General features: G+C 70.8%; 21 protein-coding genes. 6 read left to right on the plus strand and 15 right to left on the minus strand.

The window, feature by feature from the left end:
- Positions 1-71 precede the first annotated feature (71 nt).
- The gene (locus M3Q35_RS46425) at positions 72-1283 is read left to right on the plus strand and encodes an erythromycin esterase family protein (protein ID WP_273939005.1); all 1212 of its coding nucleotides are present in this window, start codon (positions 72-74) and stop codon (positions 1281-1283) included.
- Positions 1284-1366: 83 nt separating this feature from the next.
- Here the strand turns inward: M3Q35_RS46425 and M3Q35_RS46430 are convergent, their stop codons facing one another.
- The 6 genes from M3Q35_RS46430 to M3Q35_RS46455 form a co-directional block, all read right to left on the minus strand.
- Entirely contained in the window at positions 1367-2401 is a 1035-nt protein-coding gene (locus M3Q35_RS46430; protein WP_273939006.1) for an amidohydrolase family protein, read from the minus strand.
- Positions 2398-3186, minus strand: a complete 789-nt coding sequence (locus M3Q35_RS46435; protein WP_273939007.1) for a class I SAM-dependent methyltransferase — start codon at positions 3184-3186, stop codon at positions 2398-2400. Before M3Q35_RS46435 ends, M3Q35_RS46430 begins: the two co-directional genes overlap by 4 nt.
- Positions 3179-4264, minus strand: a complete 1086-nt coding sequence (locus tag M3Q35_RS46440) for a cupin domain-containing protein (RefSeq protein WP_273939008.1) — start codon at positions 4262-4264, stop codon at positions 3179-3181. Before M3Q35_RS46440 ends, M3Q35_RS46435 begins: the two co-directional genes overlap by 8 nt.
- Positions 4265-4335: 71 nt before the next feature.
- The gene (locus M3Q35_RS46445; RefSeq protein ID WP_273939009.1) at positions 4336-5226 is read right to left on the minus strand and encodes an oxygenase MpaB family protein; all 891 of its coding nucleotides are present in this window, start codon (positions 5224-5226) and stop codon (positions 4336-4338) included.
- Between the two features lie 9 nt (positions 5227-5235).
- Positions 5236-5394, minus strand: coding sequence for a hypothetical protein (locus M3Q35_RS46450; protein WP_273939010.1), 159 nt, complete (start codon positions 5392-5394; stop codon positions 5236-5238).
- Positions 5395-5485: 91 nt separating this feature from the next.
- Positions 5486-5989, minus strand: a complete 504-nt coding sequence (locus tag M3Q35_RS46455; protein ID WP_273939011.1) for a helix-turn-helix domain-containing protein — start codon at positions 5987-5989, stop codon at positions 5486-5488.
- Between the two features lie 262 nt (positions 5990-6251).
- Between M3Q35_RS46455 and M3Q35_RS46460 the strand changes: the two genes are divergently transcribed.
- Positions 6252-6584 carry a hypothetical protein gene (locus M3Q35_RS46460; protein WP_273939012.1) on the plus strand — a complete coding sequence of 111 codons (333 nt, stop codon included), beginning with the start codon at positions 6252-6254 and terminating at the stop codon, positions 6582-6584.
- 52 nt (positions 6585-6636) lie between these two features.
- A complete protein-coding gene (locus M3Q35_RS46465; RefSeq protein ID WP_273939014.1) occupies positions 6637-7449 on the plus strand; it encodes a hypothetical protein in 813 nt (270 codons plus the stop codon).
- 56 nt (positions 7450-7505) lie between these two features.
- Here the strand turns inward: M3Q35_RS46465 and M3Q35_RS46470 are convergent, their stop codons facing one another.
- The 4 genes from M3Q35_RS46470 to M3Q35_RS46485 all read right to left on the minus strand — a co-directional run bounded on the left by M3Q35_RS46470 (position 7506) and on the right by M3Q35_RS46485 (position 11189).
- A complete protein-coding gene (locus M3Q35_RS46470) occupies positions 7506-9674 on the minus strand; it encodes a heavy metal translocating P-type ATPase (protein WP_273939015.1) in 2169 nt (722 codons plus the stop codon).
- Between the two features lie 58 nt (positions 9675-9732).
- Positions 9733-9939 carry a heavy-metal-associated domain-containing protein gene (locus tag M3Q35_RS46475; protein WP_273939016.1) on the minus strand — a complete coding sequence of 69 codons (207 nt, stop codon included), beginning with the start codon at positions 9937-9939 and terminating at the stop codon, positions 9733-9735.
- A 28-nt stretch (positions 9940-9967) separates the two neighbouring features.
- Positions 9968-10249, minus strand: a complete 282-nt coding sequence (locus M3Q35_RS46480; RefSeq protein WP_273939017.1) for a metal-sensitive transcriptional regulator — start codon at positions 10247-10249, stop codon at positions 9968-9970.
- Between the two features lie 127 nt (positions 10250-10376).
- Positions 10377-11189, minus strand: coding sequence for a class I SAM-dependent methyltransferase (locus M3Q35_RS46485; RefSeq protein ID WP_273939018.1), 813 nt, complete (start codon positions 11187-11189; stop codon positions 10377-10379).
- 53 nt (positions 11190-11242) lie between these two features.
- Here M3Q35_RS46485 and M3Q35_RS46490 point away from each other — a divergent pair, with 53 nt between their 5' ends.
- Positions 11243-11785 carry a DUF2087 domain-containing protein gene (locus M3Q35_RS46490; RefSeq protein WP_273939019.1) on the plus strand — a complete coding sequence of 181 codons (543 nt, stop codon included), beginning with the start codon at positions 11243-11245 and terminating at the stop codon, positions 11783-11785.
- Positions 11786-11909: 124 nt separating this feature from the next.
- Entirely contained in the window at positions 11910-12851 is a 942-nt protein-coding gene (locus M3Q35_RS46495; protein WP_273939020.1) for an MEDS domain-containing protein, read from the plus strand.
- 4 nt (positions 12852-12855) lie between these two features.
- On the opposite strand, the gene M3Q35_RS46500 is transcribed toward M3Q35_RS46495, so the two are convergent.
- Positions 12856-13320, minus strand: a complete 465-nt coding sequence (locus M3Q35_RS46500) for a helix-turn-helix domain-containing protein (protein ID WP_273939022.1) — start codon at positions 13318-13320, stop codon at positions 12856-12858.
- 89 nt (positions 13321-13409) lie between these two features.
- Between M3Q35_RS46500 and M3Q35_RS46505 the strand changes: the two genes are divergently transcribed.
- On the plus strand, positions 13410-14342 hold the full coding sequence (locus M3Q35_RS46505) for an NADH-quinone oxidoreductase subunit B family protein (protein WP_273939023.1): 933 nt from the start codon (positions 13410-13412) through the stop codon (positions 14340-14342).
- 36 nt (positions 14343-14378) lie between these two features.
- Here the strand turns inward: M3Q35_RS46505 and M3Q35_RS46510 are convergent, their stop codons facing one another.
- From M3Q35_RS46510 to M3Q35_RS46525, 4 genes are read right to left on the minus strand one after another with little or no spacing between them, the layout of a single operon-like run.
- Positions 14379-15587, minus strand: coding sequence for an ABC transporter permease (locus M3Q35_RS46510; RefSeq protein ID WP_273939024.1), 1209 nt, complete (start codon positions 15585-15587; stop codon positions 14379-14381).
- Complete coding sequence (locus M3Q35_RS46515) at positions 15584-16264, minus strand: ABC transporter ATP-binding protein (protein ID WP_273939025.1); 681 nt, start codon at positions 16262-16264, stop codon at positions 15584-15586. Before M3Q35_RS46515 ends, M3Q35_RS46510 begins: the two co-directional genes overlap by 4 nt.
- A complete protein-coding gene (locus M3Q35_RS46520; RefSeq protein WP_273939026.1) occupies positions 16261-17349 on the minus strand; it encodes a peptidoglycan-binding protein in 1089 nt (362 codons plus the stop codon). The genes M3Q35_RS46515 and M3Q35_RS46520 overlap by 4 nt, the downstream gene beginning before the upstream one ends.
- A gap of 2 nt (positions 17350-17351) precedes the next feature.
- Complete coding sequence (locus M3Q35_RS46525; RefSeq protein WP_273939027.1) at positions 17352-17870, minus strand: hypothetical protein; 519 nt, start codon at positions 17868-17870, stop codon at positions 17352-17354.
- Between the last annotated feature and the right edge of the window lie 15 nt (positions 17871-17885).

Genomic DNA, 17885 nt, shown 5'->3' on the forward strand with positions numbered 1-17885 from the left:
GGTCAAGGTCGGAAAAAGTTCACTCGAATCTTCAACGATAGCGTCAAGGGGGCAAGCCTAGGGAGGATGACATGTCCGCTGGTGGAGTGCTGGACGGGATCGGTCGCGGGGCGGCTGACGGCGAGGATTTGGGACGAGCGCTGGACGAGATACTGGCCAACCGGACCACGCGTGTGTTGGCGCTGGGCGAGCCCACACACGGCGTGAAGGCGTTCCCGGTGCTGCGCAACGACCTGCTGGAGCAGCTGGTCAAACGGGGCTTCAGGTCGGTGGCGTTGGAGATCGACCTGTTTGCCGCGGAGGCGGTCGACGACTACGTGCGCGGCAACGCGGCAGACCTCGACGAAGTGATGGAAAGCGGATTCAGTCACGGCTTCGGCCGCATACCCGGCAACCGCGAGTTGGTGGCATGGCTGCGGGAATACAACACGGGAAAGGCCGCGGGGGCGAGGGTTCGTTTCTACGGTTTCGACGCACCCACCGAGACCGGGGCGGCACCGAGTCCGAGGTGGGCATTGATCGCGGTGCGGGACTTCCTCCCGGCCGCGCTCCGCCCGCAGTCGGCGACTGAGCTGGACGAGCTGCTGAGCACCGACGACGAGTGGACGAACCCGGCGGCGATGTACGACCCCGGGGCGTCGATCGGCAACTCGCCACGGGTGTCGGCGTTGCGAATCGTGGCCGACGACCTGGCCAGCGCGCTCCGACGGGCCGCCCCCAGCCTGAGCTCCGGGGATCCGGCCGGCTACGCCCGGGCGGAGACACATGCCCGGGCCGCCAAGGGTGTGCTGCGATACCACGCGGCAATGGCCCGAACCGCCCCCGATCGCGTCGGGATGCTGATGAGCCTGCGCACCGAGATGATGGCCGACAACCTCCTGGCCATCACGGCCAAGGAACAGCACCGCGGCCCGACCCTCGTGTTCGCGCACAACGCCCATCTCCGGCGCGGACAGTCCACCCTGTCCTTCGGCGAGCACGAGGCAACGTGGGCCAGCGCCGGCTCACTCGTGGCGCTGAGTCTGGGCGACAGCTACATCTTCGTGGCCACGGACGGCAGCCCTTCCAGCGCCGTCGGCACGCTTCAGGACGCCATGGCCTCAGCGACCGACCGCCGCGCCCTGTTCCCGGCGGCGGGGTTGCGCGCGGCGCTGCCGGCGGACATCAGCACCGACGAACCCGTTGTGCGCGGCCACATCCCGCTGACGGCAGCCGACCTCGACGCCGCCGACGCGGTCGTCTTCATCACCGACACCGACGGCAAGCAGCACCAGTTCTGGTAGTGGAGTCAACGGGCGGCGCAGTGGTCGGCACGGGGAGGAAGCGGTGTGAGACGGAGCGGGTGTGATGCCCTGGAGGTGAGGGTCTAGCGAACGCGGCGGCCGCGGAGGATGACGGCGATGGGGTTCTCCAGGACGGACAGGTCGGTGCGGGGGTCGGCGGGATAGACGACGGCGTCGGCGGGGGAGCCGGGGGTGAGCAGGCCGAGGCCGAGGAAGGAACGGGCGGACCACGAAGCGGCGGCGAGGGCGTCGTGGGGGCGGAGACCGGCGGCGACGAGTGAGCGGATCTCGTCGGTGATGCGGCCGGTGGGACGGGAATCGGTGCCGGCGAGAACGGTGACGCCGGCCTCGACGGCGGCGGCGGTGAGGGGCCCGTGGGCCTCGGCCCCGGAGAGGTACCAGTCGCGGCGAGGGCTGGGATCGGCAGCCCGGGCCCGAGGGAGACCGCTGGTGATGATGGTCAGCGTGGGGGTGAGCACGCTGCCCTGGGCGGCCATGGTGGGCAGCGCGGAAGGATCGAGGCCCATGCCGTGCTCGATGGAGTCGACACCGGCGGCGACGGCGGCGAGACCGCCGGCGGCCTGCTGGCTGTGGACGGCGACGCGGCCGCCGACGGCATGCACGGCTGAGACGACGGAGCGAAGCACGGCGACGGGCACGGGCTCGTCGTCGGGACCCCAGTCGGCGATGATCTTGGCCCAGCCGGAGCGGGCGGCCTGCGCGGCGGCCATGGCGGGCATCTCGGCATGAGTGGCCCGACGGCCCCAACCGTCGAAGAACTGGCCGTGTTGGGCCAGCCACGGGCCGGCATGCCAAGCGCGGGGCACGTCGGGATCCCGGCCGAACCATGCCGGCGGCTCGCCGGCGATGCCGGGCGCCCTGATTGCTGTCACGCCGGCGTCGACATGCCGGTGTAGGTCGTCCCGCAGCAACGCCTCGTCCAACGGGTCGCCGGGCTTCTCGGCGCCGGGATGGGTGTGGGCGTCCACCAGACCGGGCAGCAGCCAGCCCTCGAGGAGCTCGGCGCCGGGCGCGGGATCGGTGGTCCAGCGGTCGCCGTCGGCAGAGAGGTCGACGACCTCGCCGTCGGGCAGGGCGTTGCCACGTATGCGGATCACACGGTCCTCCGGGCGGTGAGCAGGAGCATGCCGGCGGGGCTGCGGAGGTCGACGAGGTCGAGACCGGCGGCGCCGAGCCAGGACATGAGCTCGTGTGGGGTGAAGGAGCGCACGCCGAAGGTGTCCTCGTGCTGCTGCTGGAAATGGCGGTAGGTGGGGCGGGTGGCCTGGCGGTAGGTGAAAGCGGTGAAGAGGCCGCCGGGGCGCAGGCATCGGGCGACCTCGCGCAGGACCGAGCGAGGCTCGGGAAGAAGCTGCAAAGCGTTGGAGCAGTTGACGGCGCCGAGGATACCGGTGGCGAAGGGCAGACGGAGCGCGGTGCCGCGGACGATGCGGATGCCGGGAATGTCGGCCCGGATGGCGTCGATCATGGGAACGCTGAGGTCCAACGCGACGACGCGGTCCAGGCCCAGGTGGTCGATGAGGGTGCGGGTCCACCGGCCGGCACCACAGGCGAGGTCGAGCAGAGGCACGTCGGCAGCGGTGAGATGGGCCCGGAGGTAGTCGTCCTCGGCCTCCGGGGTCAGGGCGTTCTCCCAGTTCTCGCCCATGATCTGGAGGAAAGCGGTCCGGGTGTGCTCCTCGTACCGGGGCACGTGCAGCGGGTCCTGGAGGAAGAACTGGCCGAGGCCGCCGCCGGGGGCACGGGAAGCGGGGCCGAGGTCGAGGTAGCCGCCGAGATCGGGATAAAGATGCTCGCAGGCAGCGCACTCGACGCCGTCGGCGACGGTGGTCAGCGGCCCGACGCAGGTGGGGCAGGCGAGGAGGTCGACGAGGTCAGACACGGGCGTTCCGTTCCACGTGGTGATCGGCCTTCGCGCCCATGAAGGCGAGCAGCGAGGTGGTCTCGGCGTCCCAGATGGCCTGTACGGTCCCGGCGTCCCAATCCCCCTCGGCCCGCCAGCGGCGGTCCAGCTCCTGCTCGGCCTCGCTGAGCTCCCACAGCGCGGGCGTCGGCCACGAGCGGCCGATCCGGGTCGGATCGGCGGCGGCGAGGCAGCGCTCCAACCGCCGCCGGTCCTCTTCCTCGAGACCGACCACGGCGGCCAGCACGGCCGGGGCGTGCTCACGGAAATGCGCGCCCAGGAACGCCAGCGCCAGCAGCACGGACGAGGGCTGGTCCGGACCGACGGCGGCAAGGATCTCGGGCAGCCGCGCGGAAACGAAGTCGTGCGCGGTCTCGGCCAGGATGCCGAGCAGGATCAGCGCCCGCGCATGCCCAGGGTCCTGCGGTATTCGTTGTGCGGCAAGGACAAGCCCGTCGATCACGTCGCCGAACACCGGGCCCGGCCCGGCGATCAGCCCGGCCAGGTGCCGATAGGACGAGGCGGTGCCGGGCCCAGCGGCCAACAATGCGACCTGACGGGCCCGCTCGGCCGGATCGTCACGGAAGATCACGGTGCCGCGTGCCGCCGACTCGGCCGCCATGATGGCGGGATCGGTGGCGGGGTGGACGTCCTCGCCCGGCATTCGCTCCTCGGGCGCCGGGAAGTTGACGACCTGGAACATCTCCTCGAACCCGCCAGGCGTGATCAGCATGAGGTAGTGCGCCCGCTCGGAGGTCACCGTGAACCGATGGGCCTTGTGCCGGGGCAGGAACGCCGACTGGCCGGCGCGTAACACCCCGTCGCGGTCGCCGACGGTGTACTCGAGTTCTCCTTCCAGCACAACCAGGGTCTCGTCCTCGCGGGAGTGCACGTGCGGCGGCGTGGCGTAGCCGCGCAGCGCCCGCTGCTCGACGACGCTCAGCGCGCCTTCGGTGTCCCCGGCGGTGACCCGGATCGACATCAAGCCGCCGAGGTGCCAGAGCTGGCGCGGCAGTTCCGTGGTGCGCCGGGCCAGCAGACCGGGTGGGATCGACATGGCAACCACACTAGCGACCGCGACCGGCCGGCACGGCGGATTGCGACGAAGGGGCAGTCCACTGCGGACGGTCAGAGCCCGACCCGCGAGATCTCGTACCCGTCGGGATAGCTCGGAGTGGCCAGTTCGTCCTGGTAGAGCGGGGTTTTCCGGACCGGTAGCCAACGGACTACAACACCGCGGGCCTTGAACGCAACCCGGGCCGCGCGGACCGCCCACGCCGGCACCGGACCGACCCCCAACGCCGCTCGCAACCGGTCGTCCAGCAGCGCGTTGGCCATGGTGTCGGCGAAGCGGCGGCCGGCCGCCGCCAGCGGGCCGGGCAGCCACGCGGCGAACAGCTCGGTCAGCTGGGTCCGGGTGGCGTCCCACTGCCGCTGATTCTCAACGGTGTAGGCGAAATTCTCCCGTTCGTACGCATCGAACCAGGCCTCGAACTCGGGCAGCGTCGGTGGCACGTCCCGTACGCCCATCAGCCGCCCCAGCTCCTGGTAGAACCGGAACATCGCGGTCCGCTCATGGCAGCAGATCGGCCGCCAGGCGTACCGATCCAGCCACCGCAGCACCGGAATCACGAAGGTGCCCAGCACGTAGACGAATTCGTGGTTGGGGATCCGCCACGGCTGCTCGGGTGTGCTGACCTGGCGCACCGCCGCGACGTGCACCCGCCGCATCTGTCGCATGGCGGCCAGGCCCCGTTCGTGCTCGAAGCCGTAATGGATGGCCTCGAAGATCAGGATGGCGGTGTTGTCCAGCCGCCGCTGGGTGTGCCCGGTCATCCGCCCGGTGCGGTCGAGCAGCGCGCTGATGCCCGGCACCGCGAAGGTACGGTAGAAGCCGAGCTGGATGCCCATGGTCATGTCCCACGGGAATTCCAGCAGGGCCATGTCCCGGTAGATGCGGTGGTAGTCGCACGTCGGGTCGAGCCGCCGGAACTCGCGCAGCCGGTCGTACCGCCCCATCGACACCCCTCACTGAAGCAACGGGGCGATCGTGCCGACCAGCTCGTACGAGCGGCGGCGCGCCGCGTGCCCGTACACCGGCGTGGTCAGCATGAGCTCCGTCGTGCCGGTCTCGTCCAGGACAGCCTGCAACAGCCCGCGCACCGTGTCCGGCGACCCGACCAGCACGCCACCCGATCGGACGGCGATCTCCGCGCGGTCGGAAGCGCGTTGCTGCCCTGCACGATCGGCGAGGTGTCGAGCACGGAAAGGCGGATGGTCACGCGTCTTCGTCGTCGACGAGGGCCTTGGCCAGGGCGCGCATCATCGAGGCCTGCGCACGGGCGGTCCGGGCGTTGACCATGCCGCGCTGGGCCATCTTCGTGACGCCGGAGTCGCGCATGGCCTGCTGGAGCTCCTGGGTCGCGGCACGCAGCTCGTCCTGTGCGGCCGCGTTGGCGGCAAGCGTTTGCGCCAGCTTGGCGGCCTGGCCGGCGAGCTCGCGGTCGACGTCGGCCGGGATCTCGGCGTCGGTGAAGTAGCCGACCTGCACCTGGAAGAAGGAGGCGATGGCCTGGAGGGTGCGCAGCGTGGGGTTCTGCTTGACGCCGCGGCGCAGCTCGGACAGGTGCGACTCGGACAGCTCGAGGCCGGCGGCCTTGCAGGCGGTCACGACCTCGCGGTTGGTGTAGGCCCGCTCGGGGGCGTCGGCGGGGCGGCGCACGTCGAACAGGCGGTTCAACCGATCGCTCAGCGTCGTCGGTGTCTCGCGATCGGTGCTCATGTTCCGCTCTCCCCAGGTCGGCGTTGCGGAACCAGTATTCCATGTAGTTGAGATGCGAACCAGCGTCGGGCAGATTTGATGCACATCTGTACCATTTCACTTGAGCGTAGCGAAGCGGCTCAAAAGTGCTGTACGGTTTCGCTGGTACGGCGAAGCCATCGCCGCCATGCTGTTGCTGTTGCGCGGGGGATGGTGGCCGATCCGGCGCTCTAGGGGTGCGCCGGATCGGCTGCCCCATACCGGCATGGGGTATGTTGGCGCGGTGACCTCCGGTGCGCGGCTGCTGACGGTGTTTGCCGTGCTGGCCGGGGTCTTCCTGATGCACGGGCTGCCGGCGCAGGACTGTTCCGGCGGCGCGATGCCGTCGATGACGGCCGTGGCGCACACCGGCATGGACATGGGATCCGGTCACGGGGGCGTGTGCGTTTTCACCACGCCTTCCCGCGATCACCCGCCGGTACTGGCCCTGGTGCTGCTGTTCGTCGCCATCCTGCTGACCGTGGTGTGGCGGCCGCTGCTGGTCGGCGGCCCGAGCCGGCGGGGACCGCCTTCGGGAGCCGAACTGCTGACCATGGTGTGCGTGTCCCGGACGTGACAGGCGCTCGTTGTGAGCCGTCCTGTTGACCTGTACCGGAAAGACACTCTCCATGTTCACGATCACGCGTGCCCTGGCGGCCGTTGCCGCCGCCGGGGTGTTGACCGCTGCCTGCGGCAGCCCCGACTCGATGCCGGGCATGGCCCCGACCACCACGTCCTCCCCGATGACCATGGGTGACATGGCCATGGGCGACGGCCTGGCCGCCACCTCCGGCGGCTACACCTTCCAGCCGACCTCGACCACCCTGTCGAGCTCGTTCCAGTTCAAGATCCTCGGTTCCGACGGACGGGCGATCACCGCGTTCGACCCCGAGCAGACCAAGCTCATGCACTTCTACCTGGTGCGATCCGACCTGACCGGGTTCCAGCACGTGCACCCGACCATGGCTGCGGACGGCACCTGGACCGCGCCGCTGGCCACCGCCGCGCCCGGCAGCTATCGGGCGTACACGCAGTTCGTGGTCAAGGGCACGGATGAGGTGCTGAGCCAGCCGGTCAGCGTCCCGGGCGACGCCACGAAAGTCCCATTGGCAGCGCCCAGCGCAACAACCTCGGTGGATGGCTTCACGTTGACCATCGGCGGCGACAAGCCGATGGCCGGCATGACCCATCAGCTGACGGTCAGCGTGACCAAGGACGGCCGGCCGGTCACCGACCTCCAGCCCTACCTTGACACGTATGCGCATCTGACGGCGTTCCACGCAACGGATGGCGCTTTCGCGCACCTGCACCCGCAGGGCAAGGCCGGCGACAAGCTGACCTTCGAGGCGATGCTGCCCAAGGCCGGCGACTGGCGGCTGTTCATCCAGTTCCAGACGGACGGCATCCTCCACACCGCCCCCATCACCATCACCGCCGGCTGAGTGCAGGGAAGGACGCCTTACCTGCATTGGATGCAGGTAAGGCGTCCTTCCCTGCATCAGTGGAAGCGGCGCAGGCGGAGGCTGTTGCTGACGACGAAGACCGAGGAAAACGCCATCGCGGCGCCGGCGATCATCGGGTTGAGCAGGCCGAACGCGGCCAGCGGCAGGGCGGCCACGTTGTAGGCGAAGGCCCAGAACAGGTTGCCCTTGATGGTGCCCAAGGTCTTGCGGGACAGGCGGATGGCGTCGACGGCGGCCCGCAGGTCGCCGCGCACCAGGGTGAGGTCGCTGGCCTCGATGGCCACGTCGGTGCCGGTGCCCATGGCCAGCCCGAGATCGGCCCGGGCCAACGCGGCGGCGTCGTTCACGCCGTCGCCGACCATCGCCACGACCCGGCCCTCACGCTGCAACCGGGCCACGACGTCGACCTTGTCGGCCGGCAGGACTTCGGAGATGACGTCGTCGATGCCGACCTCGGCGGCGACGGCCCTGGCAACGGAAGCGTTGTCGCCGGTGAGCAGAACCGGCTTGAGCCCCAACGACTTCAGGCCGGCGACGGCCTCGGCCGAGGTCGGCTTCACGGTGTCGGAGACCACCAGCACCGCCCGGGCGATGCCATCCCACGCCGCGACAACAGCGGTTCGGCCGGCCTGTTCGGCGGTCTGCTTGGCGGCGGTCAGCTCCGAGTCGAGCGGCAGGCCCCAACGGCCGACCTGGACCCGGTGGCCGTCCACGACCCCTTGCACGCCAAGGCCTTCCTCGGCATGGAATTCGGCGACCGCGGGCAGTGAGCTGCCGGCCGCGGCGGCGATGGCGCGGGCGATCGGGTGCTCCGAGGCGTGCTCCAGCGCGCCGGCCAGCCGCAACGCCTCCTCAGCGGAGACGCCCTCGGCCACGTGCACGGAGACCAGGCTCATCCGGCCCTCGGTGACGGTGCCGGTCTTGTCCAGCACCACCGTGTCGACCCGCCGCGTGGACTCCAACACCTCCGGCCCCTTGATCAGGATGCCCAGCTGCGCCCCGCGACCGGTGCCGACCAGCAACGCGGTCGGCGTGGCCAGGCCCAGCGCGCACGGGCAGGCGATGATCAGCACCGCCACGGCGGCGGTGAACGCGGCCTCGGCCGGATGGCCGGTGGCCAGCCACACCACCAAAGTGGCCAGCGCCAACATGATCACCACCGGCACGAACACCCCGGACACCCGGTCGGCCAGGCGCTGCACGGCCGCCTTGCCGTTCTGCGCCTCCTCGACCAGCCGGGCCATCTGCGCCAGCTGGGTGTCGGCGCCGACCCGCGTCGCACGGACCACAAGCCGCCCACCGGCGTTGACCGTCGCGCCGACCACGGCGTCGCCGCTGCGCACCTCGACCGGCACCGACTCGCCGGTGAGCATGCTCATGTCGACGGCCGAACTGCCCTCGGTGATCACGCCGTCGGTGGCGATCTTCTCGCCCGGGCGTACCACGAACTCGTCGCCGACCCTGAGCTCTCCCAACGGAATCCGCCGCTCGCGGCCGTCACGCAGCACCGCGACGTCCTTCGCGCCGAGCTCGAGCAGCGCCCGCAGGGCCGCGCCGGAGCGGCGCTTGGACCGGGCCTCGAAGTACCGGCCGGCCAGGATGAACACCGTGACCCCGGCGGCGACCTCCAGGTAGATGTCCATGCCGGACATCGTCGCCATGCCGGCCGCCGGCATCGCGGCGTCGCCGAGGAACAGCGCGTACAGCGACCACAGGTAGGCCGCGCCGACGCCCATCGAGATCAACGTGTCCATCGTCGCGGCGCCGTGCGTCAGGTTGGTCCAGGCGGCGCGGTGGAACGGCAGCGCGCCCCAGACCACGACCGGGCTGGCCAGCGTCAACGCCAGCCACTGCCAGTTCGGGAACTGGAGCAGCGGGACCATCGACAGCAGGATCACCGGCACGGCCAGCGACGCCGACACGAGCAGCCGCTGCCGCAGCGGATCGTGCTCCACCGGCGGCTCGACCTTGTCCACCGGCAGCGCGGCGGTGTAGCCGGCGGCCTCGACGACCTGCACCAGGTCCGCGGGCACGACCGAGTCCGGGAAGCTGACTCGGGCCTTCTCGGTGGCGTAGTTGACGGTCGCGGTGACGCCGTCCACCTTGTTCAGCTTGCGTTCGATGCGGTTCGCGCAGGAGGCGCAGGTCATGCCGCCGATGGACAGCTCGACCTCGCGCCGGGCGAGCTCGGTCGCCGAAGTCATCGAGGCTCCTCCATGCAGAATGAGTGGCCCGCCGCCTCCACGCCGACGGGCCATGGCGTCAGCCGACCAGCTGGTAGCCGGCCTCCTCGACGGCCGCGCGGATGTCCGCCGCCGGCACGTCGACGTCGCTGACCACGGTCAGCCGGCCGGTGGCCAGGTCGACGTCCACCTGCCGGACGCCGGTCACCTCGCTGACCTCCTCGGTCACCGAGCTGACGCAGTGGCCGCAGGTCATGCCCTGGACGGTGTAGGTGTTCTCGGCCATGGGGGTGGTTGCTCTCCTTCTGCGAGTTTCAGGAACGGACAAGACGCGCGATGGCGTCGCCCGCCTCCTTGATCTTCTCGTCGGCTCCTGCGCCACCCTCGGCGATCGCGTCGGTGACGCAGTGCCGGAGGTGCTCGTCGAGCAGGGACAGCGACACCGCCTGCAACGCCCTGGTCGCGGCGGAGATCTGCGTCAGGATGTCGATGCAGTACTTGTCCTCGTCGATCATGCGCTGTAGCCCGCGGATCTGGCCTTCGATCCGACGCAGGCGACGCAGGTGCGCCTCTTTGTTGTCGGCGTAACCGTGCATCGTCGTCCTCCTGTGGTCGGTGGCCCACGACGCGGCCGGCTGCCGGGGGAGTCACGGGCTCCCGTCCTTTATACCCCTAGGGGGTAGCGGTACGCGAACCTCGGGTGGCCGGCATCACCCGAAGGAGTCAGGCCTTGGTGGCGACGAGCGCCAGGGCGGGGCCGTGCGGGTGGTCGGGGGTGTCGAAGGCGACCGTCTTGACCTGCCAGCCGAAGTGTTCGAGGGCGGCCATCAGGTCGGCGCGGGAGAGCCAGTTGCTGTGCGGGGCGCTGCCGCCGCAGAAACCCTTGAGCTGCAAGGCGCTCTCGTACTCGAAGCGGTGCAGGGTGTGCTCGAAGCCCTCGTGCGATGCCGCGGCCGACGAGGTGAAACGCGGCGACAGCAAGGAGCTGGCCCGGACGATGTCCTCGTCGTAGTAATGGGTCCACAGGAAAAGCGACGAAGCGGCGCGAGCCATCAAGGCGATGGTCTCGACCGGGGTGCGCATGTGGTAGAGAACCCCGCTGGCGAAGACGAGGTCGAAACGCTCGTCGGTGTCGCGGAGATAGGCCATGAAATCGCCGAGCACGAAACGGGCGTTCGGCATGCCGAGCAGTTCCTTGGCGATGAGGCATTTCAGATAGGCCCGGGTCTGCGATTCCACGGCCAGCACGGAGGCGCCGGCCTTGGACAGCATGAAAGTGTGCCCGCCCTCCAGCGGCCCCAGCTCCAGCACCCGGGCCCCGTCGACGCCGCCGAGCTCGGACAGGGCCCACTGGACCCGGTCGTCGGCGAACAGCGGAATGGGCCCGGCGGAAAGGCCGGGCAGCTGTGAGGACCACTCGCCGGCGAACAGATCCACGGCGTTCTGCGGCGACGGCGCGGCCGTCACGTACTCGTCGAGAATCGACGGTTGAGCGGCTTCGGGCTGACGGCGGAGCCGCGACAAGAGGGAGCGCACGGGTGCACGGTAATTGATCGCGGCCGGCGGCCGGTTCGGGCTACCCTCCGCCGATGTCCGCGAAGTTGAGCGCGGCGGCCGCCGCGTTGCAGGCGTTGTCCAACCCGGCCCGGCTGGCGATCCTGGCCGCGATCGCCGACCGCAACCAGCGCCGGGTGCCGGTCGTCCTCGAAGAGCTGGGCGACCTGCGAACAGTGGCCAAGGAAGTGGGCCGGCTGACCGAGGCGGGCCTGCTGACCAAGGTCCGCGGCCAGTTCGTCGCCGACCTGACCACGCTGGGCGCGCTGGCCGACGCGGTGGTGGAGGCGACCGCGCTGGGCCGGGCCATCCCGGCGGATTCGCCGTTGCGGCGTTTTCTCGTGCACGGCCGGATCCGGACGCTGCCCAAACGGCCGGCCGATCTGGACGCGATGGCGGCGGTGCTGTGCACATTGCTGCCGAACGACCGCACGCTCACCGAGGCCGAGGTCAACGACTACCTCCACCAGGCCGGCGACGACGTGGCCGGGCTGCGCCGGCTGCTGGTCGACCTGCACTTCGTGCGGCGAAGCGGCTCGGCCGGCTACGAGGTGATCGAGCACCCGATCCACGTGTAAGACAATTCTGTCGGGCCCTGTGACGGTTTAGGGGACAGAAGTGTCTCACCAATTTCGGTAATTCCGTTCGACTGTCTCGACGGGTAGTCTCGGGCCGGAAATCCCCGCGGAATCGGACGGTGCGATGACATCCGGCTTACGGCACCAGGGTTGTCTGTACGGCAGCGACGCCGAGTTCCTCAGGATGGCGGTCCCGTTCGTCCGCGACGGCCTGGCCCGCGGCGAACCGGTGCTGGTCGCCACCACTTCGGCCAACCTGGAGCTGCTGCGGGACGCGATGGGCGAGGAGGCCGAGAACGTCGACTACGCCGAGGCGGCCTACTTCGGCCGCCGGCCGCCGCAGCGGGCCGCGGCGATCCACCGCTACTGGGGGCAGCACGGCGGCAGCGTGGTGCGGGTGATCGCCGAACCGGTGTGGGCCGGGCGTTCCCGCCGCGAGGTCGACGCCTGGCAGCGCATGGAGGCCGGGGTCAACGTGGTCCTCGCCGACGCCGACATCCGGCTGATCTGCCCGTACGACACCAGAATCGTCGAGCCCGGCATCATCGACGACGCCCGCCGCACCCACCCCGAGTTCGTCACCGGCATGCAGACCCGCCCGTCGGCGGAGTTCATGGCGCCGGCCGACTTCGCCCGCAGCCACTCGACCGCCGGCACGGTGGCGGTGGCCGGCGACTTCTACCGTTTCGACGGCGATCTCGGCGCGGTGCGGCGGTACGTGCTGGACAAGGCGACGCCGCTGCTGCCGGACGAGGATGCCGTGGCCACCTTCGGTATCGCGGTAGGGGAGTCGATCACCTATCTGCTGCGGCACGGCATCAGCGGGGTGTCGGTGTGGGTGCGGGCGAGCGCCGGCCGCGTCGTCTGCACGCTGCGGGGCGACCAGCCGCTGCCGGTGCATCCGTTCGTCGGCTTCCGCCCGCCGGGCCAGGAACTGGCCGACGGCGACGGACTGTGGCTGACCAACCAGATCTGCGAGTGGCTGGACGTCAGCTCGGACACCGCCGGCTGCACCGTGGAGCTGGCCGTGCCCGGTCACCGCGCGGCGGAGGCCTTCGGTGTCTGACCGCTCACCGCAGCCCGACGTCCCCGAACCGCTCCTGGATCCGCCGCAGCTCCCGCAGCCGGGGCTCGGTCTCCCCGCCGGCCCAGCGACTCACGGTCTTGGCCGACACGCCCAGCTGCCGCGCGGCCGCCTCCCGGCTCATGCCCTCGCGCCGCAGCACATCGGTGATCCAGTCGGCGAACGTCCCACCGGCGGGCGTCGGCTCGGCCGTTTCGGTGACGGTGCGCAGGACGTCGAACTCGACGTAGTCGGGGTAGGTGCGGCAGGAGACCTGGACCGCGCCGTCCGGCCCGGCGGCGTCCAGCATGGCCCGGAACACGGCGTTGGACACCTCGCGGCCGTCCGCCTCGGCCAGCGGCACGTCGGCCGCGCACTGCCGGATGAACTCGCGGATCTCCGGCACCGAGCCCGGCCGCGCGGCGAACACGCGCGTGCGCACCTCGATCGGGAGCACCTCGACCGGTTCCACGCCTGCCGCCTCTCGCCACGGGCCGTCCCCGGATTTTCGCCGACAACGACCGGATTCACCAGTATCGTTGCCGGCGCGGGAGGCGGCCGATGAGCGAGTTGCACGTCCTGTGGATCAACGGCGGGCTCGGCTGCGACGGCGACTCCGTCGCGCTGACCGCCGCCACCCAGCCCAGCATCGAGGAGATCGTGCTCGGCGGGCTGCCCGGCCTGCCCCGGATCGCCATGCACTGGCCGATGCTGTCCTACGACAACGGCGCCGACTTCATGGCGTGGTGGCACCGGGCCGACCGGGGCGAGCTGAACCCGTTCGTGCTGGTCGTCGAGGGTTCGGTGGCCGACGAGACGAACAAGGCCGAGGGCTACTGGACCGGCTTCGGCACCGATCCGAACACCGGCCAGCCGATCACCGCCAGTGAGTGGCTGACCCGGTTGGCCCCCAAGGCCTGGGCCGTGCTGGCCGCCGGCACCTGCGCCGCGTACGGCGGCATCCACGCCATGGCCGGCAACCCGACCGGCGCCATGGGCGTGCCGGATTTCCTTGGCTGGGAGTGGAAGTCCAAGGCCGGCATCCCGATCGTGTGCGTGCCCGGCTGCCCGGTGCAGCCCGACAACCTGTCCGAGACCCTGCTGCACCTGCTCATGCAGTACGGCAGCCCGGAGCCGGCGCTGCCGCTGGACGAGTCGCTGCGGCCGAAGTGGCTGTTCGGCACGACCGTGCACGACGGCTGCGACCGGGCCAGCTACTTCGAGCAGGACGAGTTCGCCGACCAGCACGGCTCGTCGCGCTGCCTGGTGAAACTGGGCTGCTGGGGCCAGGTGGTGCAGTGCAACGTGCCGAAACGGGGCTGGATCAACGGGGTCGGCGGCTGCCCCAACGTGGGCGGCATCTGCATCGGCTGCACGATGCCGGGCTTCCCGGACAAGTTCCAGCCGTTCATGGAACCGCCGGCCGGTGGCGGACGCACGACACATCTGTCCGGCTCGGTGATCCGGGTGCTGCGCTCCATCCGTACCCGATAGCCGCACCGTGGGGGACCGAAGTCCCCCACGGGCTGGTCAGGCGAGAGCCTGGGTCGGCGGCAGCCTGGCCGCGCGCATCGCCGGATACGCCCCGGCGACGGCCCCGGTCAGCGCCGACACGGCAACCCCGCCGACCAGCGCCTCCCACGGCAGGACCGCCGGCCAGCCCTGGGACAGCGCGTAACCCGTGGTCACCAGGATCCCGATCAGCACGCCGACCACGCCGCCGAGCCCGGCCAGCAGCACCGACTCGGTCAGGAACTGGCCGCGGATCTGCCGTTTCGTCGCGCCGAGGGCCCGGCGCAGGCCGATCTCGCGACGGCGCTCCAGCACGGAGATGACCATGGTGTTGGCCACCCCGACCCCGCCGACCAGCAGCGCGACGCCGCCGAGCCCGAGGAACAGGGCGCTGTAGGTGCTCTGCGTCAGCTGCTGCGCCGCCAGCACGTCCGACGGCCGCTGCACGCTGACCTCGTTGGGGGATTTCGGGTTGAGGGTCGCCCCGAGCACCGCCCGCACATCGGTCACCGCGGACTCCTGCGCCGTCAGGTAGACGGTGGTGGGGTGGCCGTCGAAGCCGAGCAGCTGCTGGGCGACGCCCCAGCTGACCAGGGCTGCCCGCTCGATTTCCGGCGCCAGCGGCATCGAGTTCAGCACGCCGGCCACCGTGAACCAGTGCCCGCCAAGGTAGACCTGGGTCGGGTGGGCCGGGTCGACGTGGTCGATGCCCAGCCGTGCGGCGGCGACCGCGCCGAGCACCACCACGGGGAACTTCTCGTTGCCCTGGTTGAGGAACGAGCCGCTGTGCACGGTGCCGCCCAGCACGCCGAGCAGGTCGTCCTTGGCCGCCAGCACGGCCAGGCCGGACGTCTCGGCCAGCTCGATCTTGTCCGACCGGCGCACGGTGGTGTTGTCCACCTTGCCGGTCGCCGACGTCGCGGTGACCGGCCCGATCCGCTTGGCCAGCGCGGCGGCGTTGTCCGGCAGCTTCGCCTTGCCGCCGAACAAACTCTGGCCCGGGCTGGCGGTGAGCAGGTTGGTGCCGAGCGCCGCGAGCTTGTCGTGCAGCGCCTGCTGCGCGGACGCCGGCACCGCGATCACGGCGACCATCGCCGCCACGCCGATCGCGATGCCCATGGCCGACAACACCGCGCGCAGCGGCCGCGTGCGCATCCCGTGCGCGCCAAGCGTGATGACGTCCGGCGGGGCGAGCCGGCGCGACTCCGGCAGCGTCGGGGCGGTCACCGGCAACCCCCGGTGTCCAGCTGGATCCGCCCGTCGAGTACCTCGATCCGGCGCGGCATGCCGGCGGCGATGTCGCGGTCGTGCGTGATCACGACGATCGAGGTGCCGTCCGCGCTCAGATCGGCCAGCAGGCCGAGCACGGCCGCGCCGGTGGCGGTGTCGAGATTGCCGGTCGGCTCGTCGGCCAGCAGGATCGACGGCTCGTTGACCACGGCCCGGGCGATCGCCACCCGCTGCCGCTCGCCGCCGGACAGCTCGTTGGGGAAGTGCTCGGCCCGATGGCCCAGCCGGACCTTCTCCAACGCCGCCAACGCTTTCACCCGGCGTTTGCGCCGCGGCACGCCGGCGTACAGCAGGCCGGTGCACACGTTGTCGACGGCGCTGACGCCCTCGCTGAGGAAGAACTGCTGGAACACGAAGCCGATCCAGGCCGAGCGCAGCGCCGACAGCTTGCGGTCCGGCAGCGTCGCCACGTCGTGGCCGCGGATCTCGATCCGGCCCTGCGTCGGCCGGTCCAGCGTGCCGATCAGCTGCAACAGGGTGGACTTGCCGGAGCCGGACGGGCCGACGATGCCGACCATCTCACCCTCCTCAATGGACAGTGAGACGTCGCGCAACGCCTGCACGCCACCGGGATAGGTGCGGGAGACGTGGTCGGCGGCGAGCACCGGGGTCACGAGGTCGTCACCACCTTGACGCCGGCGGCCAGCCCGCCGCCCGACACCTCGACCTGGCCGCCGGAGAACAGGCCCGTCTTCACCGGCACCAGATGCCGCTGGCCGTTCTGGTCGACCTCGACGGCGTAACCGCCTTCGGCCAACGCGAGCAGGGCGCCGACCGGCACCACCAGCACGTCCTTGTGCACGGCCCGGGTGAAGTGCACGGTCGCCGGCGTGGTGTCCAGCCCGCCGGCCAGGGCCGCGTCGTCCAGCTTCACCGTCACGGTGATCACCGACTTGCCGCTGGGCTGGCCGTTGCCGTCCTTCTCGGCCACGGCGGTGTGCCCGACCTCCAGGACCTTTCCGGTGCCGGTCTTGCCGTTGATCTCGATCGAGACCTGGTCGCCGGCCTTGGCCAGGTTCTGCTTGGCCACGTCCAGCTTGACCTCGACGACCTTGTCGACACCGGTCGTCTTCAACACCGGTCCCGCGGCCGGCCCGCCGAGCGTGCCGGTCACCGCCGACACCCGGATCGGGCCGGCCGCCAGGACGACGTCACCGGGGGAGAAGGTGCCGGTCTGCGGCAGTCCCTGCGCCTTCTGCCACTTCTTCAGCGCCACCGCCGTCGCGGCGGTGAACTTCTTGTCCGGTGCGCCGAATCCGCCGTAGCCCAGCTGCTGGAGATTCGTTTCCAGCACCTCGACGTCCGGGCCGTCGGTGACGCCGGCCGACAGCTCACGGTAGAACGGGAGCGTGCCGTAGAACAGCGGCACCGGGGCCGCGTCCACGCCGTACACGCTCTGGCCCTGGGTGATCGTCGCGCCGGCCGACGGCAGCGAGGTGATGGTGCCGGCCTTGCGCCCGTTCACGTCGGTCTCCGCGCCGTAACCCAAGGTGCCGCCGGCGTCCTCCTGCTCGCTCAGGTCGGCCTTGTTCACGGTGGCGGTGGCGACCGGTGGCGGCGGCGCGACAGGGGTCTGCGCCTCGGAGGAGTTGGCCAGCACCACGACCGAACCGGTGCCCAGCACCACCACCAGCACCGCCGTGCCAACAGCCCACCGGGTCCGATGACCACGCCTGCGATGTGTGCTCTGCTCGCTCATGATCAGTGCGCTTCCATCCCGCACGCCTTCATGGCCGCTTCGACCTTGGCCGGGTCGTCGCCGGGCCCGCCGATCTCCAGCTCACTGTCCGGCCCCGGCTCCTTCATGTGGACGCCGTGGTCGCGCATGCACTGCACTTCCTTGTGCAGATGGTCCTGCGCCGCGGCGTCCATCGGCGGGCCCGCCGCGCCGCCGTTGGGCAGCAACGACTTGCACGCTTCCATGGCGGTCTTGACCTTGGGGTCGTTGGGATCGCCCTTGACCCCGCCCAGCCGGCCGCCGTTGGGATCCGGGTCGGGCATGTCGACCCCGTGGTCCCGCATGCACTTGGCGTACCCGCGGATCTTGTCCAGGTCGAAGCCGTTGTCCTTGCCGCCGCCACCGGCCGGGGCGCTGCTGCTGCTCGTCGGGTTCGACGAGGACAGCGAGGCGACTTTGCCCGCGCTCTCGTTCGTCGCGCAGCCGGCCAGCAGCGCGAGCGCCGCCCCGGCTATGAGGACGGCGGTGGTCCGTTTACGCATGACACTCCTCGGGTG

It is taken from the genome of Kutzneria chonburiensis, from assembly GCF_028622115.1.
Classification (GTDB): Bacteria; Actinomycetota; Actinomycetes; order Mycobacteriales; family Pseudonocardiaceae; genus Kutzneria; species Kutzneria chonburiensis.